The organism is Streptomyces sp. Ru72 (genome assembly GCF_002920635.1).
In the GTDB taxonomy this organism is placed as follows: Bacteria; Actinomycetota; Actinomycetes; order Streptomycetales; family Streptomycetaceae; genus Streptomyces.
This window is the reverse complement of record NZ_PQSR01000001.1, coordinates 188,065-208,977: the sequence shown is the minus strand read 5'-3', so window position 1 is coordinate 208,977 and position 20,913 is coordinate 188,065. Positions and strand designations below refer to the sequence as shown.

At 69.8% G+C, this 20,913-nt stretch carries 19 protein-coding genes; 8 read left to right on the top strand and 11 right to left on the bottom strand.

Annotated elements, in window-relative coordinates:
• Positions 1 to 24 precede the first annotated feature (24 nt).
• From C3488_RS00980 to C3488_RS00960, 5 genes are all read left to right on the top strand, one after another.
• Positions 25 to 1,473, top strand: coding sequence for a four-carbon acid sugar kinase family protein (locus tag C3488_RS00980; RefSeq protein WP_258053231.1), 1,449 nt, complete (start codon positions 25 to 27; stop codon positions 1,471 to 1,473).
• Complete coding sequence (locus C3488_RS00975; protein ID WP_103837341.1) at positions 1,473 to 2,336, top strand: class II fructose-bisphosphate aldolase; 864 nt, start codon at positions 1,473 to 1,475, stop codon at positions 2,334 to 2,336. Before C3488_RS00980 ends, C3488_RS00975 begins: the two co-directional genes overlap by 1 nt.
• A gap of 163 nt (positions 2,337 to 2,499) precedes the next feature.
• Positions 2,500 to 3,249 (top strand): aspartate/glutamate racemase family protein, encoded by a 750-nt coding sequence (locus C3488_RS00970; RefSeq protein WP_103837340.1) that lies wholly within the window; start codon positions 2,500 to 2,502, stop codon positions 3,247 to 3,249.
• A 210-nt stretch (positions 3,250 to 3,459) separates the two neighbouring features.
• Positions 3,460 to 4,272 (top strand): 2-oxo-tetronate isomerase, encoded by an 813-nt coding sequence (gene otnI, locus C3488_RS00965; protein WP_103837339.1) that lies wholly within the window; start codon positions 3,460 to 3,462, stop codon positions 4,270 to 4,272.
• Between the two features lie 204 nt (positions 4,273 to 4,476).
• A complete protein-coding gene (locus tag C3488_RS00960) occupies positions 4,477 to 5,004 on the top strand; it encodes a cupin domain-containing protein (RefSeq protein WP_258053230.1) in 528 nt (175 codons plus the stop codon).
• A 76-nt stretch (positions 5,005 to 5,080) separates the two neighbouring features.
• On the opposite strand, the gene C3488_RS00955 is transcribed toward C3488_RS00960, so the two are convergent.
• The 8 genes from C3488_RS00955 to solA all read right to left on the bottom strand — a co-directional run bounded on the left by C3488_RS00955 (position 5,081) and on the right by solA (position 13,936).
• Positions 5,081 to 6,064, bottom strand: a complete 984-nt coding sequence (locus C3488_RS00955) for a D-2-hydroxyacid dehydrogenase (RefSeq protein ID WP_103837337.1) — start codon at positions 6,062 to 6,064, stop codon at positions 5,081 to 5,083.
• 1 nt (position 6,065) lies between these two features.
• A complete protein-coding gene (locus tag C3488_RS00950; protein WP_103837336.1) occupies positions 6,066 to 7,517 on the bottom strand; it encodes an NAD-dependent succinate-semialdehyde dehydrogenase in 1,452 nt (483 codons plus the stop codon).
• A gap of 41 nt (positions 7,518 to 7,558) precedes the next feature.
• Positions 7,559 to 8,839: an FAD-binding oxidoreductase gene (locus C3488_RS00945; protein WP_103837335.1), complete on the bottom strand. Its 1,281-nt coding sequence runs from the start codon at positions 8,837 to 8,839 to the stop codon at positions 7,559 to 7,561.
• 215 nt (positions 8,840 to 9,054) lie between these two features.
• Positions 9,055 to 9,822, bottom strand: a complete 768-nt coding sequence (locus C3488_RS00940; protein ID WP_103837334.1) for an amino acid ABC transporter ATP-binding protein — start codon at positions 9,820 to 9,822, stop codon at positions 9,055 to 9,057.
• Positions 9,819 to 10,778: an amino acid ABC transporter permease gene (locus C3488_RS00935; RefSeq protein ID WP_258053229.1), complete on the bottom strand. Its 960-nt coding sequence runs from the start codon at positions 10,776 to 10,778 to the stop codon at positions 9,819 to 9,821. Before C3488_RS00935 ends, C3488_RS00940 begins: the two co-directional genes overlap by 4 nt.
• 1 nt (position 10,779) lies before the next feature.
• Entirely contained in the window at positions 10,780 to 11,799 is a 1,020-nt protein-coding gene (locus tag C3488_RS00930) for an ABC transporter substrate-binding protein (RefSeq protein WP_103837333.1), read from the bottom strand.
• 201 nt (positions 11,800 to 12,000) lie between these two features.
• Positions 12,001 to 12,681, bottom strand: coding sequence for a haloacid dehalogenase type II (locus C3488_RS00925; RefSeq protein WP_103837332.1), 681 nt, complete (start codon positions 12,679 to 12,681; stop codon positions 12,001 to 12,003).
• 118 nt (positions 12,682 to 12,799) lie between these two features.
• On the bottom strand, positions 12,800 to 13,936 hold the full coding sequence (solA, locus tag C3488_RS00920) for an N-methyl-L-tryptophan oxidase (protein WP_103837331.1): 1,137 nt from the start codon (positions 13,934 to 13,936) through the stop codon (positions 12,800 to 12,802).
• 277 nt (positions 13,937 to 14,213) lie between these two features.
• On the opposite strand from solA, the gene C3488_RS00915 reads away from it, so the two are divergent.
• Positions 14,214 to 15,836, top strand: a complete 1,623-nt coding sequence (locus C3488_RS00915) for a PucR family transcriptional regulator ligand-binding domain-containing protein (RefSeq protein ID WP_103837330.1) — start codon at positions 14,214 to 14,216, stop codon at positions 15,834 to 15,836.
• A 290-nt stretch (positions 15,837 to 16,126) separates the two neighbouring features.
• Here the strand turns inward: C3488_RS00915 and C3488_RS00905 are convergent, their stop codons facing one another.
• The 3 genes from C3488_RS00905 to C3488_RS00895 form a co-directional block, all read right to left on the bottom strand.
• Positions 16,127 to 17,185, bottom strand: coding sequence for a tartrate dehydrogenase (locus C3488_RS00905; protein WP_103837329.1), 1,059 nt, complete (start codon positions 17,183 to 17,185; stop codon positions 16,127 to 16,129).
• A gap of 73 nt (positions 17,186 to 17,258) precedes the next feature.
• On the bottom strand, positions 17,259 to 18,143 hold the full coding sequence (locus C3488_RS00900; RefSeq protein ID WP_103837382.1) for a LysR family transcriptional regulator: 885 nt from the start codon (positions 18,141 to 18,143) through the stop codon (positions 17,259 to 17,261).
• Between the two features lie 388 nt (positions 18,144 to 18,531).
• Positions 18,532 to 19,137, bottom strand: coding sequence for a TetR family transcriptional regulator (locus C3488_RS00895; RefSeq protein ID WP_103837381.1), 606 nt, complete (start codon positions 19,135 to 19,137; stop codon positions 18,532 to 18,534).
• A 253-nt stretch (positions 19,138 to 19,390) separates the two neighbouring features.
• Between C3488_RS00895 and C3488_RS00890 the strand changes: the two genes are divergently transcribed.
• Complete coding sequence (locus tag C3488_RS00890; RefSeq protein ID WP_103837328.1) at positions 19,391 to 20,035, top strand: isochorismatase family protein; 645 nt, start codon at positions 19,391 to 19,393, stop codon at positions 20,033 to 20,035.
• Between the two features lie 91 nt (positions 20,036 to 20,126).
• The gene (locus C3488_RS00885) at positions 20,127 to 20,879 is read left to right on the top strand and encodes an SDR family NAD(P)-dependent oxidoreductase (protein WP_103837327.1); all 753 of its coding nucleotides are present in this window, start codon (positions 20,127 to 20,129) and stop codon (positions 20,877 to 20,879) included.
• The last annotated feature ends 34 nt before the right edge of the window (positions 20,880 to 20,913 follow it).

Genomic DNA, 20,913 nt, shown 5'->3' with positions numbered 1-20,913 from the left:
CTCGTAACAGACCAGGAATTCGCCATGTCTCTACCCCCTCATGACCAGACGCGGCCCGTCCCCGAGGCAGCGGTGCTGGAAGGGCTGCCTCCCGTGCGCGAGGTGAGCGCCGCGGAAGTGACCGCCCGTATAGCCGGCGGCCCCCGTCTCGTCGTCCTCGACGACGACCCCACCGGCACCCAGACCGTCGCCGACGTGCCCGTCCTGACGTCCTGGTCGGTGGACGACCTGCGCTGGGCGCTGCGCCAGGACAGCTCCGTCTTCTTCGTCCTCACCAACACCCGCAGCCTGTCCCCTGAGGACGCCGCCGCCCGCAACCGCGAGGTGGTCCGCGCCCTGCACGCGGCGTCGGCGGCCGAGGGCACCGGCTACGTCCTGGCCAGCCGTGGGGACTCGACCCTGCGCGGCCACTTCCCGCGGGAGACCGATGTCCTCGCCGAGGAGCTGACCGAGCTGGGCGCAGGTGCTCCGGACGGTGTGGTACTGGTCCCCGCCTACATCGAGGCGGGCCGGCTGACCGTCGGCTCGTGCCACTGGATGCGGACGGCCGACGGACTGCTGCCGGTCGGCGAGAGCGAGTTCGCCCGCGACGCGACCTTCGGCTACCGCAGCTCGTCGCTGCCCGAGTGGGTCGAGGAGAAGACGGGCGGACGCGTGCCCGCTGACGAGGTCCTGCGCGTCACCCTCGACGACCTGCGCGGCGGCGGCCCGGCGCACACGGCGCGGCTGCTGTCCTCGCTGCGCGGCGGACGTACGGCCGTGGTCGACGCGGTGTGCGACGACGATCTGCGGGTGCTGGCCCTGGCCCTCGCCGAGGCGGAGGAGAACGGCACGCGGCTGCTGTACCGGGTCGGGCCGTCCTTCGTCAGGGCCCGCGCCGGACAGGCCGGGCGGGCACCGCTCACCCCGGCCGAACTGCGCCCGCTGCGCGGGGACGCGCCGCACGGTCTCGTCGTCGTGGGGTCTCATGTGGCGCTGACGACACGGCAGTTGGACCGGCTGCGGGAGCGAGGCGGGATCGCCGAGTACGAGCTGGACGTGGCCCTGTTGCTCGACGATGAGCGGCGTGACGCCCATATCGCCGAGGTCGCGGCCGCGGCCGCCGGCGCGCTGGACTCGGCGGACGCGGTGATCCGCACCTCTCGCGTGCTGGTGACGGGTGCCGACGCGGACGACAGTCTGGCGATCTCCCGCCGGGTCTCGGCCGCGCTCGTTCAGGCCGTGCGCCAGGTCAACGGCTCCCGGCGGCCCGCGTTCGTCGTCGCCAAGGGCGGGATCACCTCCAGCGACACCGCCACCCACGGCCTTGGGATCCGCCGTGCCTGGGCCCGGGGCACGCTGCTGCCGGGCATCGTCTCGCTCTGGGAGCCGGTGGACGGCCCCGCCGCCGGCATCCCCTACATCGTCTTCGCCGGGAACGTCGGGGGCGCCGACGCCCTCGCCGACGCCCTCGACCTGCTCAGGAGTGCCTGATGCTGCTGCACGGAACCGATGCCCTGAAGGAAGCCGCGGCCGCCGGTCACGCCCTGCCCGGGTTCGTCGCCTACAACCTGGAGACCGTCCAGGGCATCACGGCCGCCGCCGAGGCCGCCGGACGTCCGGTGATCATCCAGGCGGGCTCCAGCCCCTTCAAGCACGCCGGCCGCGACGCCCTGATGCGGCTGGCGCTGCACGCGGCCGGACACTCCGCCGCCCGCCTCGGCGTGCACCTCGATCACAGCCGGGACCTGGACGAGATCACCGCCTGCCTGGAGGCGGGCTACACCTCCGTCATGGTCGACGGCTCCCATCTGCCGTTCGCCGAGAACATCGCCTTGACGAAAGAGGCGGTCCGCCGGGCCCGCGACCACGGTGCCTGGGTGGAGGCCGAGCTGGGTGCCCTGCCGGGCGACGAGGACGTCTCCACCGACGCCGTCGCGCAGGCCGCGGCGATGACCGACCCGCGGCAGGCAGCCGAATTCGTCGCCACGACGGGCGTGGACGCGCTCGCCGTCGCCGTCGGCAACGTCCACGGCTTCACCCAGCACCCGGTCCGCCTGGACCTGGAACGGCTGGCCGCGATCCACGAGGCCGTACCGGTCCCGCTCGTCCTGCACGGCGCCAGCGGTCTGCCCGTCGAGGAGCTGCACGGCGCCCTCGCCCGAGGCGTCGCCAAGGTCAACGTCAACGCCGAACTGCGCCGCGCCTATCTGGAGGCCACCCGCGCGACGCTTCCGTCCGCGTTGCCCGGCTCCGACGTGGTCTCCCTGTGGGCGGCGGGCCGCGACGCGGTCCGGGACGCCGCCCTGGACGTCATCGGCCGGCTGAGCCCCCGCGCCGAAGGGGGACACGCATGACCTGAACTTCAGCCCCGCTGACCTGGAACCGCACCACAGCGACGGACACCAGACCGTCGTACGTCCCCGGCCGTGCGCGTCGCGCGCGGTTCGCACCACTTCCTCTCGTGCTCTCGTGCCCTCATCGGCACGCGGGCCGATACCTCACCCTGCTGGAGACACCATGTCCACCACAGCCTCGATCGCCGTGCTGCACACCAGCCTGCTGTTCGTCACCCCCGATTCGGTCATCAACGAGTACCTCGCGGAACTCGCGCCGGACGCCAAGGTCCTGCACTTCGTCGACAGCGACGTGCTCGCTGCCGTGGTGCGCGACGGTGGGATCTCACCTGCCAGCACCCAGCGCATGGTGCACCTGGCCCAGGCCGCGGAGTCCGCGGGGGCCGACGTCATCTTCTCCGCCTGCTCCTCGGTCGGTCCGGCCATCGACGTGGCCCGTCGCCTGGTCTCCGTCCCGATCGTCAAGATCGACGACGCGATGACCGCGTCAGCGGTCGAGAAAGCGGACGTCATCGGCGTGCTGGCGACGGTCCCCACGACACTGCCGCCGACCCGTGCCCTCGTCGAGGAGAAGGCCCGGGCGGCCGGTCGCGACATCACCGTCCAGGAGCGGCTCTGCGAGGGCGCCTTCTCTGTGCTGATGTCCGGTGACCGCGACCGCCACGACGCGATGGTGCTGGACGGGGCACGGGCACTGGCCACCGAGGTCGACGTGATCGTGCTGGCCCAGGCGTCCATGGCACGGCTGGCTCCCGCGATCGCCGAAGCCGTCGGCAAGCCCGTGCTCTCCAGCCCGCGCAGCGGAGCGGAGGACGCGGTGCGTGTGCTGAACGAGCAGACGGCTGAACCTGTCCGTGCCACGGTCAGGGCCTTCGAGACCATGGAATGGCAGGGAGGCTGCGGAGCCAGATGAGTGGCCGCCCGGGTGGCCTCAGCCCGGCCCCTTTCCCTGCGGATGGCCGCCTGGTCGGCCTGCTCCGGGACCACCGCCCGCCTCTTCCGTCCACGCAGGTGAACACGGTCGGCCCGGACCAGGAGTATGGCCTGTCCCCTGCGACAGCCCTCAAGAAGCAGGTCGTCGACCACTGCCCTGGCCGTCCCCGGCCGGAACACAGGAGCCAGCATGCCGAGGTTCGCAGCGAACCTGACCATGATGTACACCGAGCACGATTTCCTCGACCGCTTCGCCGCGGCCTCGGCTGACGGTTTCGAGGCCGTGGAGTACCTCTTCCCCTATGCGTACGACGCCGCCGAACTGCGCCGCCGGCTCGACGACCACGGGCTGGGGCAGGTGCTGTTCAACGCACCTCCCGGAGCGTGGGAGTCCGGGGAGCGCGGGACGGCGGCACTGCCCGGACGCGAGGCGGAGGTGCGTTCCGGGGTCGACCGGGCGCTGGAGTACGCGGCGGCGCTGGGCTGCCCGCGGGTGCACCTGATGGCCGGGCTGGTCCGACCGGACGCGCCACCGGCCGAGCGGGCCAAGCACCGTGACACCTACCTGACCAACCTGGCCTGGGCCGCGGAGCGGGCCGCCGCGGCCGGCGTCGACATCCTGATCGAGCCGATCAACGGCCGCGACATGCCCGGATACTTCCTGAGCACCCAGGCCGAGGCCCACGCCGTGGTGCAGGAAGTGGGAGCCCTGAATCTCAAGGTGCAGCTCGACCTCTACCACTGCCAGATCGTCGAGGGGGACCTCACCACGACCCTGCGCCGCGACCTGCCGACCGGCCGGGTCGGTCATCTGCAGATCGCGGGCGTGCCCGACCGGGGTGAGCCCGACCGGGGTGAGACCAACGTCCGCCACCTGTTCGACGTGGTCGACGAGCTGGGCTTCGACGGATGGATCGGCTGCGAGTACCGGCCCCGCGCCGGCACGAGCGAAGGTCTCCGCTGGCTCCACGACTACCGCGGCCACCGAGGGTCCGGCACATGAGGTCGCCGCCGCACTGCTCTTTCAGCAACTCCGTGGACCGTCGAGGCCCCGAATGCCGCCTTCGGCCTCACGCCTGACACAACGTCCGAACACCGTGCACGCAACGGACAGATCACGCGTGGGCTCCGTGCGGGGCGTCGGAAATACTCGATGGGCCGGAGCAGTCGCACGCTCCACGCCGCCGGTGCAGGCGGCTCCAGCATCATGCCCGGGCACGTCGATCCGGTGCTTGCCGAGGCCGCCCATCAGGTCGCCTCCGGTGACCGGCACGCCGTCACCACCATCACGGCGGCGGAGGTCGACCGCCCACCCCGGACAGGTGCCGCTGGTATGTCCGCTCCCGTATTTCGTCGTTGTCACATCCACCAGAGGACAAGCATGTCGCTCCTGAAGACCATCGATCCCAACCCCTCCTTCGCGCCCCAGGAGTCCGGCCCGCTGCCGGAACGCCTGATTTCCGGCAACCCGACCTACAAGACCTGGGCCCAGGACGCCGCCCGCGGAGAAACGATCAAAACGGGCGTCTGGGAAGCCACGCCCGGCGAGACGCGCTCGATCAAGGGCGAGCTCTTCGAGTTCTGCCACATCCTTTCCGGCGTCATCGAACTCACGCCGGAAGGCGGCGAGCCGGTGGTCTACAAGGCAGGCGACAGCTTTGTCATGAAGCCGGGCTTCGTCGGGGTATGGAAGACCATCGAAACCGTGCGCAAGATCTACCTGACCGTTTCATAAACGCGGTTCAGCGATGCGGTACGAGCACGCGCCCCGGCCGGTAGGAGTTACCGGCCGGGGCGCGTGCTGCTCGCCTTCAGGCGGGGTGCGTGTCGTCGACCACGTATCCGCGCCGCTTGTCCACCACGTTGCGCAGCGGCCGGCCCTCGATGTGCCGGGTGAAGTTGTCGAGGAACAACTCGACGAGCGCCTCCCGCTCGCTGGTGGTCTCGCCCGCCGTGTGCGGGGAGATCATCACGCCGGGCATGTTCCACAGGGGTGATTCGGCAGGCAGCGGCTCCTGGGCGAACACGTCCAGGGCTGCGCCGGCGAGCCGTCCGGCGGCGAGATGGTCGACCAGCGCCTCCTCGTCGACGAGTCCGCCACGGCCCACGTTGATCAGCCGCGCCCCCGGCTTCATGGCGGCGAGCACGGAGGCGTCGACCATGCCCCGGGTGTTCTGGGTGAGGGGTGCGGCCAGGACGACGTAGTCCGCTTGCGTCAGCGCGGAGCGCAGGGTCCTCGCACCGTGGACCGTGCCGAAGTCGGGGTCGTCCGTGCGGGCCTTGCGGCCCGCGCCGCACACACGCATCCCGACGGCGCGCAGCAGCCGGGCGATGGCCCGGCCGATCGGCCCCGTCCCCCAGACCAGCGCGGTGCGTCCGGTGATGCCGTCACTGGGGCGCGGACGCCACTCGCGGCGCCGCTGGTGCTCCCAGGTGCCGGGGAAGTCCTTGGCGAGGGCGAGAATCATGCCGAGGACGTACTCGGCGGTCGGCTGCTCGTAGACCCCGCGGGCGTTGGTCAGGACAACCCGCGGATCGTCCACCAGGGCGGGGAACAGGAAGGAGTCCACGCCCGCTGAGGCCGCGTGGACCCAGCGGGGTGCCTTCTCCGGATGGTCGGGCCAGGCCTCGCGGATGGCCGGGGTGCTGGTCACCCAGGCCAGGAGGACGTCGGCGCCGGGCAGGAGGTAGGGCAGTTCCTCCTCGGTGGCGTAGACGGTGTCCGCGAGGCTTTCGATGCGTGCGGTGGCGGGGGGCCGGTTGCCGCGGTAGAGGACGACGAGTCGGTCGCGCATGTCAGGCTCCGACGGGGACGGCCATGTACTTGTACTCGAGGAACTCGTCGATGCCGACGCGTCCGCCTTCGCGGCCCAGGCCGGACTGCTTGACGCCGCCGAAGGGCGCGGCGGGGTTGGAGACCAGTCCGGTGTTGATGCCGATCATGCCGCTTTCGAGGCGTTCGGCGACACGCAGGGCACGGTCGAGGTTCTGGGTGAACAGGTAGGCGGCCAGACCGAATTCGGTGTCGTTGGCGGCGGCGACGGCCTCGTCCTCGGTCTCGAAGGTGTGGATCGCGGCGACGGGACCGAAGATCTCGGTGTCGATGATCGCGGAGTCGGGGGCGATGCCGGTGAGGACGGTAGGCGGGTAGAAGCAGCCCGGTCCTTCGGGGAGTTCACCGCCGGTCAGGACGGTGGCACCGCGTTTGACGGCGTCCCGCACCAGGTCGTGGGCCTTGCTGCGGCCGGCGAGGTCGATGAGGGGGCCGACATCGGTGCCGGGTTCGGTGCCGGGCCCGATGGTGAGGGCGGCCATGCGGGCGGCGAGGCGGGAGGCGAACTCCTCGGCGACGGAGGTGTGGACGAAGATGCGGTTGGCCGCGCAGCAGGACTCGCCCATGTTGCGCATCTTGGCGACCATGGCGCCCTCGATGGCCACGTCGAGGTCGGCGTCGTCGAAGACGATGAGGGGGGCGTTGCCGCCCAGTTCCATGGACGTGCGGATGACGGTGTCGGCGCACTGGGCCAGGAGGATCCGGCCGACCTGGGTGGAGCCGGTGAAGGAGAGCTTGCGGATCTGCCCGCCGCGAAGGAGGGGTTCGACGACGCCGGCGGCGTCCGAGGTGGTGACGATGTTCAGCACGCCGGCCGGCAGACCCGCCTCGGTGAGGATCTCCGCCAGAGCGAGGCTGGACAGGGGAGTCTGGGGGGCGGGTTTGAGGACGATGGTGCAGCCGGCGGCGATGGCGGGGCCGATCTTGCGGGTGCCCATCGCCAGGGGGAAGTTCCAGGGGGTGATGAGCAGGCAGGGGCCGACGGGCTGACGGGCGACCAGCAGACGGTTCCTTCCGTCGGGAGCGGTCATCATGCCGCCGTCGACACGGACGGCTTCCTCGGAGAACCAGCGGAAGAACTCCGCGCCGTAGGCGACCTCGGCACGCGCCTCGGCCAGGGGCTTGCCCATCTCCAAGGTCATCAGCAGCGCGAGGTCCTCGGTGCGCGCGATGATGATGTCGTAGGCGCGGCGCAGGATCTCGCTGCGCACGCGCGGCGGGGTGGCGGCCCAGGCGGCCTGCGCGGCGACCGCCGCCTCGACGGCACGGCGGCCGTCGGCGGGTGAGGCGTCGGCGACCTGGCACAGTTCCTCGCCGGTGGCCGGGTTGTCGACGGACAGGGTCCGGCCGGACTCGGCGTCCTGCCAATCGCCGCCGATGAAGAGCTGCTTGGGAACATCACGGACGACAGTCATCGTGGGTGTCTCCTTGTAGGTGTAGAGAGGCTGCCGACCGGTCAGCGGATGCGGTCGAGCGTCTTGTAGTAGGCGCCCGCGAAGGGCAGGAACCAGGCAGTGCCGTTGTAGAGGGGGATGCGGGGAGGGGCGATGTCGCGGACGGGGCTGACCTCGGGGTGGCCGTCCATCACCTCGGCCATGACCTGCCCCATGTGGGTGGCCATCTGCACGCCGTGGCCGGCGTATCCCAGGGAGTAGTAGACGCCGTCCTCGGTCTGCCCGGCGTGCACGATGCGGTCCATGGCGAAACCGACGGAGCCGCCCCACACGTACTCGATCTTGGTGCGGGAGAGCTGGGGGAAGAGCTCGCACATCTCACGGAACAGGACGGCCCCGCTCTTCTTGTCCGAGGTGGGGTCGGACGGCGCGAAACGGGCGCGGCCGCCGAACAGCAGCCGGTTGTCCGGGGTGAGCCGGAAGTAGTGGCAGACCTTGTTGGAGTCGACGATGAGGCGGCCCTTGGGGATGATCTCCCGGGCGAGCTCCTCGCCGAGCGGCTCGGTGACGATGATGAAGCTGCCCACGCAGACCTGCTGGCGGCGCAGCCAGGGGAAGTTCCTGTCGGTGTAGGCGTCGGTGGCCATCATGACCTGCCCGGCACGGATCACACCGCGCTCGGTGCTGACCTCGAACCGGCCGGCGGCGGTACGCCGCACGCCGATGGCAGCGTTGCGCTCGTGGATCTCGACACCGGTGCGCTCGCACGCCTCGGCCATACCGCGCACGAAGCGGCCGACGTGCAGGGCCGCGCTGAAGGGGTCCAGCAGGCCGCCGTGGTAGGCGTCGGAGCCGATCTCGGAACGCAGCTCGGCCTTGCCGATCAGAGTGGTCTCGTGTCCGAAGTACTTGGCCAGGTCGCGCTGTTGGGTCTTCTTGTTCTCGAAGTGGGCGGGGCGGGAGGCGACGCCCAGGCGTCCGACGCGGCGGAACTGGCAGTCGATGGACTCCTCGTTCACGAGCCGCTCGACGGTGTCCACCGCATCGCCGTAGGAGTTGTAGATCTCGCGGGCCCGTTCGAGTCCGTACCGGCGGATGGCCTGGCCCACGCCGATGGTGAAGCCCAGGTTGGCCATGCCGCCGTTGCGGGCGGAGGCACCGGAGCCGATCTGGCCCTTCTCGACGAGGGTGACGCGGGCGCCCTTGCGGGCGGAGTGCAGGGCGGTGGACAGACCCGTCAGGCCGGCGCCGACGACCACCAGGTCGGCGTCCTCGGTCAGCGGCTTGCCGGACCGGTCGGGAAACGCCCCAGCGGTTTCTATCCAGTAGGGAATCGTCTTCATGTCGGGTCCTTAGCGGGGAGTTTCGAAGTGGGGCGGCCGGGCACCACCAGGGGCCCGGCCGACGGCGCTGTCAGCGCTGTGACGGTCGGATCGACGTCGAGCTGGAGGGCGTTGAAGACCGGGACCGGCAGGGTGCGGGGGCCACGTCAGCCGCAGTCGACCAGGGTCTTCCCCGGACTCGCTGCCGGAGCCGCTACCGCGTGTCCGGGCCGCTTCTACAGAACCCTTTCGAGGAACGCCTGCGTTCGTTTCTCGCGCGGGTTGGCCAGCAGTTCGCGGGCGTCGCCGCGTTCGACCGCGATGCCGCCGTCCATGAACAGCACTTCGTCGGCGACCTCGCGGGCGAAGGCCATCTCGTGGGTGACGAGCAGCATGGTCATGCCGTTGCCGGCGAGGTCGCGCATGACGGCGAGGACTTCGCCCACGCGTTCGGGGTCCAGGGCGCTGGTGGGTTCGTCGAACAGCATGATGGTGGGTTCCATCGCGAGCGCGCGGGCGATGGCCACGCGTTGCTGCTGGCCTCCGGAGAGCTGGGCGGGGTACTTGTGGCCGCACCCCTCAAGGCCGACCTTGGCCAGCAGCTCTTGCGCCCGCTCCCGGCAGGTGGCGCGGTCCTTCTTCTGCACCAGCACCGGTCCGGCCATGACATTGCTTTCGGCGGTCATGTTGGGGAACAGGTTGAACTGCTGGAACACCATGCCGATGCGGGCGCGCTGCTCGGCCAGCCGCTTGGGGCGGACGGCGTGGTAGGCGTCGTCCTTCTCGACGTAGCCGAAGTCCTCACCGTTGACCCGCAGCACACCGCGGTCGACGGTCTCGAGCCCGTTGATACACCGCAGCAGGGTCGATTTGCCCGATCCGCTGGGCCCGATGATGCAGGAGATCTCCCCGGCCCTGACGGTCAGGTCGATGTCGTGCAGGACCTGGTGACGGCCGTAGCTCTTGCACAGCTTGCGTGCGACGATCGTTCCGTCCGGGTTCACAGCAGGGACTCCCTCGTGGTGGGAACGGGCTGGCCGGCCCCGGGCTCGGCCGAGGTGGCGGCCGGGGTCAGCCGCGTTCGGGTCGAGCGGGAGAAACGGCGCTCGATCATGGACTGCGGCACGCTCAGCACCAGCGTCATGATCAGGTACCAGAGGCTGGCCACGATCAGCAGCGGAATCGTCTGGTAGTTGCGGGCGTAGATCGACTGTGCGCTGTTCAGCAGGTCGGCGACGCCGAGCACGCTCACCAGGGAGGTCTCCTTGAGCATGCCGATCACCTGGTTGCCGGTGGCCGGGATGACCGCCGGCATGGTCTGCGGGATGATCACATGGCGGAGCTTGGTGAAGGCCGACATGCCCAGGGACTCCGCGGCCTCGTGCTGCCCGCGGGGAACCGATGCGAACCCGCCGCGGATGATCTCGGACATGTAGGCGGCCTGGTTCAGCGTCAGCCCCACCACGGCCGCGGTCATCGGCGTCATGATCGCGTTCACGTTGACCGGCGTGGAGATGTCGGTGAACGGGATGCCGATGGAGATGTTCGGGTACAGCGCGGCGATGTTGAACCAGAAGATCAACTGCACCAGCACCGGGGTGCCACGGAAGAAGGCGATGTAGAGCTGGGCCAGCCCGGAGATGGGCCGCTGGTGCGACATCCGCATCACCGCCAGCACCAGCCCCAGCAGCGTGCCCAGGGCCATGCTCGCCACGGTGAGAAGCAGCGTGATCAGCAGGCCGTTGAGGATGGTTTCCGTGGTGAAGTAGCTGAACACCACCGGCCAGCGATAGTTCTCGTTCGTCACCGCGGTCCACACCAGACCGGCCACGATCGCGATCGCGACCACCCAGGCGACATAGTCGCGCGGACGTTTCGGCGTGATCCGCTTCTTTTCCTCGGCCAGCAGTTGGGACACCGGTCGGCTCCTGGTCTTCGTACCGATCAGATCCGTGGACATGTCAGTCCTGCGGGACGGCAATGGCCGCGGTCTTGATCCCGAGGTCCTGGAAACCCCAGCGGCCCAGCGCCTCGGCGTACTTGGGGTCGTCGATGATCGACTGGATGGCGGCCTTGACCGCGGGGGTCAGCGGCGAGTCCTTCTTCAGCGCGACGGTCGCGGGCTTGGTGGCCACCAGGGGCTTGAGGACGTCGAACGTCTTGGGCTGCTGCGTGGCCGCCCACTCGAGCGCGATGAAGTCGTTCATCACCGCGTCGATCCGCTTGGACACCAGCTGGGTGAGGGCGTCGTTCACGCTGGGCAGGGTCACCGCCTTGATGGCCGGCTTGCCCTTGCTCGTACAGTCCTGCTTGGACAGCTGGGGCAGCCACTGCAGCTCCGCGGTGGTGCCGGAGGCGACAGCCACGCGGTGCCCGCACAGCGTGTGCGTGGTCAGCTTCTGCGGGTTCCCGTAGGGGACGGACACCCCGGTCCCGGAGTTGACGTAGTCGACCATGTCGAGCACCTTCAGCCGGTCCTTCGTGGCGCCCATGGTGGAGGCGGTGAAGTCGTACCGGTCGGCCTGCAGTCCGGTGATGATGGTGTCGAACTTGACGTTGTTGATCTGCAGCTTCAGGCCGAGCTTGGCGGCGATCAGCCGGGCCATGTCCGGGTTGAAACCGATCGGGGTCTTGTTGTCCGACGCCATGAACGAGGTGGGCGGGTAGGCCAGGTCCATGGCCACCGAGAGCGTGCCCCTGGCCTTCACCGCCGCGGGCAGCAGCTTCACCGCCTTCGCATCCGGCTTCACACCCACCGAGATGTCGTCGGTGTGCTCGGCCGACGAGCCGGAACCCCCGCCCTGCGCCGTGCTCTTCGCCCCCACGCTCTGCGCGGTGCCGCTCGCCCCGCACGCGGCGAGCGCGAGGGCCAGGGCCGTCGTGACGATCGGGATGCTCAACTGCCTGTTCACCTGCATGGCGGCGGCCACAGCGCCTGCGGTGCGGAGTACGGTTCTGCGGCCTGTCCGGTTGCTTTCCATGGCGGTGCCTCCTGGGGAACGCTGGGGATACGGGGATGCCGGGGATACGGGGAATCCGTGATGCGGGGACGACGTGCGGATCGGACGGGGGGTGGGACGTCGTCAGTCGGCGCCCGGAAACGCGCAGGGCTCATGGGCGGCCACGCGAGACCGGGCGCCTGTCGGGAAGAAGGTGCTGGGTGAGCGGGTGTGCGTCGCGCGTCAGATGCCCAGCATCTGGTTGAGCTCGTTCAGAGACTTGACGGTCACGTAGTCGTAGCCGTGGGTGACCGGGTCGCAGCCGCGGTCCAGGAGGACGAGGTTGCGGAAGCCCATGTCGTGCATCGGCATCAGGTCGTAGCGGGTGTGTGAGGAGACGTGCACGAAGTCCTCGGGGGACGCGTCGAGCTGGTCGAGCATGTACTCGAACGCGGCGTACCGGGGCTTGTAGTAGCCGGCCTGCTCGGCGGTGAAGACCGCGTGGAAGTCCGCACCGAGCCGGGGCACGCTCTCCTCGAGGAAGGCGTCCTCGGCGTTGGAGAGGATCACCAGCTTGTAGTTCTCGCCCATCTTCTTCAGCGGTTCCGGCACATCCGCGTGCGGGCCCCAGCTGCGCACGCCGTCGGCGAACCGCTTGCCGGCATCCGGGGCGGCCTTCACGCCCCACTTGCGGCAGACCCCCTCGAAGGCGTCCTGCAGCGTCTGCTCGTAGGGGTAGTACTCGCCACAGACCGAGTCGTAGCGGTAGCCGCGGAACTCCTTGACGAACTGGTCCCAGTGCTCGGCCGGGATCTGGTCGCCGACGAGTTCACGTGTGATGGGGGTCATCGGCCACTCGATCAACGTGCCGTAGCAGTCGAACGAGACGTACTTCGGGCGGAACTGGAACGAGGGGATGGGCATGGAAGTGCTCCACTTTCTTGCTTCGGGGAACCGGTCAGGGCCAGACCGGCCCGTTTTTAGGCATGCTCATGACAGAGGCGTCGGGAGTGGGGGGTGATGACGTCGACAATCGCCGGGATCAGGCGGCGCCGACTCCTGCCGGAGCGAGGAAGTCGACGGGATGCTGCGTGGTGCCGTCGAGCGCCAGGTCGGCGGCGATCTCTCCCATCGCGGGCGAGAGTTTGAAGCCGCTGCCGGAGAACCCGGCCATGACGATGATGTCGTCCTCGCCGGGGAGATGGCCGACGAGCGGGTTTCCGGACTTGGTGTAGCCCTCCATGTAGGCCGACATCCTGATGGGGTCGGGGTTCAGGTCGGGCATGAGTTCACCGATGAGCTCGCGGAAGACGCCGAGTTCCTCGGGGCGGACCGTACGGTCGAGCCGTTCGGGCTCGGGCACCGGCGCATGGTATTTGAAGGAGAGACCGAGCTTGACGGAGATGCCGTCGGGCGACGGGATTCCGAAGCAGTCGTGGGGTGTGGCGCGCACGAACGAAGGGGCACCGCCCGCGAACCAGTCGTGGCGGGTGGGCAGGTGCCAGGAGCAGACCACCCGGCGGACGTCGATGGTCCGGGGGAGGTCCGGGAGCAGGGTGTTGATCCAGGGGCCCACGGTCACCACGGCGGCGTCCACGTGGTCCGTGCCCTGGTCGGTGACGACCCGCACCCCGCCGCCCGCCGCGGGGACGACCTCGCGCACCGTGGTGTAGCGGTGCAGCCGGGCGCCGAGCTGCTCGGCACGGGCGGCGGCGGCCTGGATCGACGCCTCCGGCCTGATGACGGCGCCCAACCGGTCGAGGACGGCGGTGTGTCCGTCCGGGAGCCGGTGCTGCGGGTAGCGGCGGGCGAGTTCCTCCCGGTCCAGTACCTCGTGATCCAGCTTTTGGGCGGCGCTGGTGGAGAGGAGGAGGCGCATGGACGGTGAGGCGGCCTCTCCCATCACCAGGCTGCCGCTGCGGCGTCGCAGCGGCAGGCCCGTCTCCGCCTGGAGCTGCTCCCACATCCGGTCCGCGAGCCGCAGCAGCGGAATGTACCCGGGCTCGCCGAGGTGGGCGGCTCGGTAGATACGGCTCTCGCCCCCGGCCGCGCCGCGGTCGTGACCCGGTGCGTACCGGTCGTAGCCGATGACCTCGGCTCCGCGGGCGGCCAGTCGCCACATGGCCTGGCTGCCCATGCTGCCGGCACCGATCACGGCGACGCGCTTCGGGATGCGCATGAGGTCGCTCCTCTCGATGGTGAGGTGGGTGGCAGTCGGGCCCCAGCACCGTGCGGACACCGTGCGGACCTTTCCGGTCCAGGTTCTGCTGGGGATGGCGTTCACTTTCCGCCCGGGGGAACCCGCAGGGCAACCCACACGGTGTTCCGCCTTGGCGCCTTCTCGAGACGGTCTGTCACTGCGGACGGCCATGGTGTACAAATGCCGGTCCCGCTCTTGTCACGATGGGTGGCCGATGCGAGGGTGAGCCCGATCCCCTCGGACGAAAGCACCGCCTATGCCGCCCAGACCTCCCGCACCCGGGCACTTCCCCACGCTCAGGGAGGTACTGCGCCTGCCCGTGCTCGCCGAAGGGATGCCGCGCGTGCTGGCCGGCGAGTCACAGCTGGACGGCCCGGTGCGCTGGGTGCATGTCACCGAGCTGCTCAACCCCGCCGATTTCCTGGAGGGCGGCGAGCTGGTGCTGACGACCGGCGTGCCGCATCCCGAGGACGCCTCCGAGCTGCGCGGCTACGTCGACCAACTAGCGGACGTCGGCGCGGCCGGCCTGATCGTGGAGCTCGGTTACCGGTACCAGAAGGTGCCCCACGAGCTGGTGGCGGCGTGCCGCGCCCGTGACGTGCCGCTGGTCGAGCTGGCCCGTGGGGTCCGGTTCATCGACGTCACGCAGACGGTGCACGCGCTCATCCTCGACGCCCAGGGGGCCCTGCTGCGCCGCGGGCGGGACATCCAGGACATCTTCACCGCCCTGACGCTGCGGGGCGCGGACCCCGAGGAACTGGTGCACACCACCGCGGAGCTCACCGGAGCCCCCGTCGTGCTGGAGGATCTCACCCACCGGGTCCTGATCTGCGAGCTGCTCGGCCGGCCGTACGAGCCGGTGGTGTCGGCCTGGTCGCGGCGTTCGCGGGCCGCACCGACGCCGGAGAGGATCACGCCGAGCGGCCCGGAGGGGTGGCTGATCGCTCCGGTGCAGGACCACCACGGGCCGTGGGGGCGGCTCGTCCTGCTGGAGGACCGGCTGAACGCCGAGCCCGACCCGGAACACGTCCTGGTGCTGGAACGTGCCGCGGTGGCGCTGACCATGGCGCGCCTGGCCGGGCAGGCCTGGTGGGAGCGCCGGGCCCACCGCTCCGTACTGCGAGACCTGTACGAACGGCGTTTCCGCTCCCCCGCGGACGCCCGCGCCCGCGCCGAGGCACTGGGACTGCCCACCCTCGGACACCGCCTCTTCGCCGTGGTCATCCGCCACCCGTACACCGGCACCGAGGGTGAGCACCTCGACGAACGGATCGCGAAGGCGCTGACGCACACGGGTGTGCGCGCCCTGGTCGGCGAGACGGCCCCGGGCCGGATCGGCGTACTCATGGCTCTGGCACAGGCGAGCGCCTGGCAGCCGGTCGCCGAGCGGATCGGCCGTCTGACCCGGGAGGAGCTCGGACCGCGGGCCGTCGTCGCCGTCGGCCCCGGGGTGACCGACCTCGGCGGGATCGCCCGGTCGTGGCGGGAGGCGGAGCAGACGGCCGAGGCCATCACACCGGCCTCCCCCGAGCGGTGGTTCTACGTCCCCGCCGACGTCCGGCTGCCGGAGTTGCTGGGCGTCCTGTGGGAGGACACCCGTCTTCAGCGGTACGCGGAACGGCAACTGACCCGCCTCATCGAGCACGACGACCGCAACGGCGGCGATCTGCTCCCGGCACTGCGCGCCTATCTGTCGGCGGCCGGGAACAAGTCGGTCGCGGCGAAACACGCCGGCATGTCCCGGCAGGCGTACTACCAGCGCCTGCACACCATCGAGCGGCTCCTCGGCTGCGACCTGGAATCAGGTCTGCAGCGCACGTCCCTGCATGTCGCGGTGCTGGTCCTGGACGCGGGTGGAGCAGCTGTTCCCGGAGTATGACGGGGCGCGTCGGCCGTCACGCGCGTCGCCTTGCGGCCACCGGTGCCAGAGCTGAACGCCTTGTGTACGTGCGTCGTGTTCGACCCTGAGTTCACGTTATGGCAGGGGGCTCTCGAGCAGGACTGGGCGGCACCGGGGGAGCTTCGTGAGATGCGTGCAGATCGGTGTGCCGCGCGGCTGCGCGAGGGCCTCTTTGGTCGCTGAGGAGTTCACGCCGTCGGCGAGGGGCCGCCAGGACGGGCGAGCGGTGGGCGGCGCCGGCCCCGCCGCCCACCGCGGAAGGAGATGGCTCAGAGGAGCTCGATCAGCTTGTCGGTGAACTCGGCGGTCGTCGCGGTTCCGCCCAGGTCAGGGGTGCGGGTATCGGTCTTGGCCAGGACCGAGGCGATCGCGTCCGTGATGTCCCTGGCCGCGGCGGGATGGCCGAGGTGGTCGAGCATCATGGCCGCGGACCAGATGGCACCCAGCGGGTTGGCGATGCCCTCGCCCGCGATGTCGGGCGCGGAACCGTGCACCGGCTCGAACATGGAGGGGAAGTCCCGCTCGGGGTTGAGGTTGGCCGCCGGGGCGATGCCGATGGATCCGGCGACCGCGGCCGCGAGGTCGCTGAGGATGTCTCCGAAGAGGTTGGAGGCGACGACGACGTCGAAGCGGGCGGGGTCGAGGACGAACTTGGCCGCCAGCGCGTCGATGTGCTCCTGGTCCCAGGCGACGCCGGGGTGCTCGGCGGCCCGCTCGGCGATCAGCTCGTCCCAGAACGGCATGGTGTGGATGATGCCGTTGGACTTGGTGGCGGAGGTGAGCCTCCCTCGGCGGCGGGCGGCGAGCGAGAACGCGTAGTCGGCGATCCGGGTGACCCCGGCCCGGGTGAACACCGCTTCCTGGACGGCCAGTTCCTCGGACGTGCCCTGGTTCAGCCGTCCGCCGATCTCGCTGTACTCGCCCTCGGCGTTCTCCCGTACGACGACGATATCGACCTCGCCCGGCCGTGCGCCGCGCACCGGACTGTCGATGCCCTCGAAGACACGGATGGGCCGGAGGTTGACGTACTGGCGGAAGCTGCGCCGGATCGGGATCAGCAGCCCCCACAGCGAGACGTGGTCGGGCACTCCCGGGTATCCCACCGCGCCCAGCAGGATCGCGTCCTTGTCGCGCAGCTGGTCGATCCCGTCGGCGGGCATCATGGCGCCCTCCCGCAGGTACCGCTCGCACGACCAGTCGTACGACGTGTAGGACAGGCTGAAGCCGTGCCGGCGGCCGAGAACATCGAGCACCTGCTGTGCTGGGGGCAGTACCTCGGCGCCGATGCCGTCGCCGGGGATCAGGGCAATGCGGTGGTTCGTCGTCATGCCGTCGATTGCAGCAAGGGGGTCCGCAGGGCGTCCAAGACGCAAAGCGGATCTCTCTTATAAGCAGTCCCTATCAGCTGTCGGCGGCCGCGGTGGCAGCCGTGACGAACGCGGCGGCTGCCGGCGACAGGCTGCCGCGGCGGCTGACGAGGGCGATGTCCAAGGTGGTCTCCGGCTCGATGTCCAGGACGCGGGCGCCGAGCCGCCGGGCGAGATCCCGCCAGGAATCCGTGACCACCGCGAGCCCGACCCCGGCCAGCACCAGGGGCATGAGCGACACCCGGTGCTCGGTCTCGGCGGCGACGGTGAACTCGATGCCCTGTTCACGCAGCGCGTCGACGTAGGCGCGCATCCCGGTACCCGGCTGTCCGACGATCAGCCGCTGTCCCGCAAGTTCCCGGCACTCCACCGCCGTCCGGTCACCGAACGGGCCGTCGGCCGGCACCATCAGCACAAAACGCTGCCGCCCCAGCGCATGGGAGGCGACCTCCTTGTCGGAGAGGGGACCGGCGGACGCCAAAAGCCCCAGTTCCACGGCACCCGTGCGCACCATGTCGATCACATCACGCGAGGTGAACGCCGCTTTGATGGCCACGGAGACGCCGGGGTACCGGTGGCTGAAGGCACTCACCAAGGTCGTCAGCGGCTCCACCGCCTGCGACGGCATGGATGCCACATCCAGGCGCCCCTCCCGCAGCTCGTGCACCGCCGCGACACTCGCCCGCGCCGTCTGCAGACTCCGTACGGCCTCCCGGGCAGGCTCGATCAGGGCCCTTCCGGCCTCCGTCAGCACTGCCCTACGCCCGATGCGATGGAACAACTCCGAGCCCAGATCACGCTCCAGCGCCCGCACGGCCTGCGACAGCGACGGCTGCGACACGTACAGAGCCGACGCCGCACGGTTGAACCCCCCACGATCAACAATCGCAAGGAAGTACTCCAGCTGCCGAATGTCCATACGCGCCCTCTGCCCCTGGAAGAAACAACCGACGACTCGATCGGTCCCGACCATGGTGGCGTGAAAGATCGCCTCGACGAACCCTGAGGTTTCGAAGACCGCCAGTCGGCGGCTTCGTCTCTCCTGTCGGCGTCGCCAAAACCCCCTGGGCGACGAGCGGCCGCACCGACGGCACACCCGCCGCCGCAAGACCAAGCCCTGGGCACCTGGACCAAGGGCCACGTCATCCAGCTCTGCCTTCCTCACACAGGAAACGCTCGAGGACCACTGACCGCAACGTCGACGGCCCTTCGCGCTCCCCTCGCCGAGGCGACAGGGCAGCAAGGACCGACCGGAGCCGGACACCGAAGACGCTCTGGCGGCGAAGGTGCTCAGGCGGTACCCGTCGTCAGTCCAGCAGAATGCTGCGCAGGTTGGGGATGAGGTGCCGGACGAGCTGTTCGTCCGACATCTCGGCCAGCGGCCCGCTCCTGAAGACGTACCGGGAGAACGTCACCCCGATGAGATAGGCGCCCACAGACGCCACACGCTCCTCCAGGTCTGGGCCGGGAATCACCTGCCGGTACATCTCCAGACTGTCCTGCTGCATCGCGGTGAACAACCGTTTGGCGGTCTCCTCCTCAGAGGCCACCGCACGCAACATGGCCACGAACGGGTCGCTGCCTCCGCTCTCGGCCATGCGCCGGACGTAGGACCGGGCGATACGCGTCGGCAAGGTCTTGGTGTCGCCGGCCACTTCAGCCATGAGGGTGCGGGGGCTGGGGACCGCGGCGAGGAACAACTGTTCCTTGGATGTGAAGTGCCGCAGGACCAGGCCGTGAGTCACTCCGGCCCGGCGCGCGACGTCGCGGACGGTCGTCTTGGCGTAGCCGCGCTCGGCGAAGGCGGCCTGGGCGGCTTCGAGGATCGCGGCCCGGCTTGCTTCCGGGTCCCGCCTGCGCTTCTTGACCGGAGCAGCGTCCTGGTCGACGGGGGGCGTGGATGGCGTGTCCATCCGGTAAGTGTACACAAGGTTACCAATTTGCTGACCCATTGGTCATCAGACACGCGACCCTAGCTTGCCTTGTTGCGTAGATTCGCCCTAATTGCTCCGAACTGGCAAAACTTTTTAAGTGACCACCTGGACATTAGGGGCCGGAGGAACTACCTTCACTAATGACCAAGCGGTCACCAATGAGCCAACTAGCTCGGTCTGCTCGGCAGCCGAACCGTCGCTGCCGTTCACCACAAGAGAAAGAAGGCCAGTCATGGCACCTGAGTCCCTCACCCCGGCCAACACCACCGTCGTCCTCGTCGACTACGCCGTCGGTTTCGCGAACCTCCTGCGCTCCCATTACCTCGCGGAGCACATCAACAACGTCGTGGGCCTGGCGAAGACCGCGAAGTGGTACGGAAGCGGCCTGGTGGTGACCAACGGCCAGTCCAGCAAGCCGTCCGGCCCGCTGTACCCGGAACTGCTGGAGGCCCTCGGCGACCAGCCGGTCATCGAGCGCGCGGTCGACTTCAACTCCTTCCTCGACGAGTCGTTCGCCGAGGCGGTCCGGGCGGAGGGCCGCCAGAACCTGGTGATCGGCGGCATCGCCACCGACGGGTGCGTGCTGCAGACCGTGCTCGGCGGCCTGCGTGAGGGCTACCGCGTGCACGTGGCGGTCGACGCCTCCGCCAGCCCCTCGCTCGAGGCCCACAACGCGGCGATCCAGCGCATGGTCCAGGCCGGTGCCGTCCCGGTGACCTGGTTCTCCCTGGCCGCCGAATTCCAGCTCGACCCCCAGTTCCACGACGCTCCGCACCGCATGCGCCTGATGCAGGAGAACGTGCCGGCCATGGCCATGAGCGCTCGCTCCTTCTTCAACGCCGTCGAACTGGGCAAGCGCGCCGCCACGGCCGCCTGAGGCTGTCGACGCGAGCACCGCGAGTACCGGCCAGTCACCACACCCATCCCACAGCGGGTCCCGGCCCGCCACGCAGAGAGGAGATCGTCCCATGAGCGACATACAGGAGGACCGGCTGCTGTCCGGGCGGACCGTTCTGGTGGCGGGCGCGACCGGTGGCATCGGCGAGGGAATGACCCTCGCGCTGCTTCGCCAGGGAGCCACCGTCGTGGCCACCGGCCGCAGCGAGGAACGACTGGCCGGCCTCGCCGACCACGTGAAGGAAGCCGGGCCCGGCACCCTGATCACCCGGACGGTCGACGTCGGCGACGCCGACAGCGAGAAGGTGCGCGCACAGTTGTCGCCCGACGGCGCGCTGGACGGCGCCGTCGTCTCGATCGGCGACTGGGGGAGCCCAGAACGCACCGGCATCCTCGATATCTCCGACCGTGAGTGGGAGGAAATGATCGCGTCGAACCTGACGAGCCATTTCCACGCGCTGCGCGCGCTCACCCCCCTGCTGTCCCGAGACGGGGCGCTGGTGCATCTGAGCGGTTTCAGCGCGGACATCCCTTATCCCTTCGCCGCCCTCGTGGGAGCCACGAACGCGGCGAAGAAGTCGCTGGTGCGCTCACTGGACGCGGAACTGGGCGGTAGGGGCCCGCGCGTGTACGAGCTCATCATCGGCCCCATCCGTACCCGCCCGCGGGCCGCGATCGGCGCGGACAACCCCGGTTGGTTCAGCGCCGAGGACCTCGGCAGGCACGCGGGCCGGCTCGTCGCCCACAGCGGCCCGTACGCCGACGCCCCGCTGCAGTACCTGATCACCCGCGCCCACGGCGTGCGGACCACCCCGCCCCAGTAAAGGACACGTGCGGATCCCCGTCCCCATACGGAGA

What these genes read in the sequence shown, in the direction of transcription:
- C3488_RS00980 (WP_258053231.1), top strand. Translation starts at nt 25, where the DNA reads ATGTCTCTACCCCCTCATGACCAGACGCGGCCCGTCCCCGAGGCAGCG.
- C3488_RS00975 (WP_103837341.1), top strand. Translation starts at nt 1,473, where the DNA reads ATGCTGCTGCACGGAACCGATGCCCTGAAGGAAGCCGCGGCCGCCGGT.
- C3488_RS00970 (WP_103837340.1), top strand. Translation starts at nt 2,500, where the DNA reads ATGTCCACCACAGCCTCGATCGCCGTGCTGCACACCAGCCTGCTGTTC.
- otnI (WP_103837339.1), top strand. Translation starts at nt 3,460, where the DNA reads ATGCCGAGGTTCGCAGCGAACCTGACCATGATGTACACCGAGCACGAT.
- C3488_RS00960 (WP_258053230.1), top strand. Translation starts at nt 4,477, where the DNA reads ATGCCCGGGCACGTCGATCCGGTGCTTGCCGAGGCCGCCCATCAGGTC.
- C3488_RS00955 (WP_103837337.1), bottom strand. Translation starts at nt 6,064, where the DNA reads ATGCGCGACCGACTCGTCGTCCTCTACCGCGGCAACCGGCCCCCCGCC.
- C3488_RS00950 (WP_103837336.1), bottom strand. Translation starts at nt 7,517, where the DNA reads ATGACTGTCGTCCGTGATGTTCCCAAGCAGCTCTTCATCGGCGGCGAT.
- C3488_RS00945 (WP_103837335.1), bottom strand. Translation starts at nt 8,839, where the DNA reads ATGAAGACGATTCCCTACTGGATAGAAACCGCTGGGGCGTTTCCCGAC.
- C3488_RS00935 (WP_258053229.1), bottom strand. Translation starts at nt 10,778, where the DNA reads ATGTCCACGGATCTGATCGGTACGAAGACCAGGAGCCGACCGGTGTCC.
- C3488_RS00930 (WP_103837333.1), bottom strand. Translation starts at nt 11,799, where the DNA reads ATGGAAAGCAACCGGACAGGCCGCAGAACCGTACTCCGCACCGCAGGC.
- C3488_RS00925 (WP_103837332.1), bottom strand. Translation starts at nt 12,681, where the DNA reads ATGCCCATCCCCTCGTTCCAGTTCCGCCCGAAGTACGTCTCGTTCGAC.
- solA (WP_103837331.1), bottom strand. Translation starts at nt 13,936, where the DNA reads ATGCGCATCCCGAAGCGCGTCGCCGTGATCGGTGCCGGCAGCATGGGC.
- C3488_RS00915 (WP_103837330.1), top strand. Translation starts at nt 14,214, where the DNA reads ATGCCGCCCAGACCTCCCGCACCCGGGCACTTCCCCACGCTCAGGGAG.
- C3488_RS00905 (WP_103837329.1), bottom strand. Translation starts at nt 17,185, where the DNA reads ATGACGACGAACCACCGCATTGCCCTGATCCCCGGCGACGGCATCGGC.
- C3488_RS00900 (WP_103837382.1), bottom strand. Translation starts at nt 18,143, where the DNA reads ATGGACATTCGGCAGCTGGAGTACTTCCTTGCGATTGTTGATCGTGGG.
- C3488_RS00895 (WP_103837381.1), bottom strand. Translation starts at nt 19,137, where the DNA reads ATGGACACGCCATCCACGCCCCCCGTCGACCAGGACGCTGCTCCGGTC.
- C3488_RS00890 (WP_103837328.1), top strand. Translation starts at nt 19,391, where the DNA reads ATGGCACCTGAGTCCCTCACCCCGGCCAACACCACCGTCGTCCTCGTC.
- C3488_RS00885 (WP_103837327.1), top strand. Translation starts at nt 20,127, where the DNA reads ATGAGCGACATACAGGAGGACCGGCTGCTGTCCGGGCGGACCGTTCTG.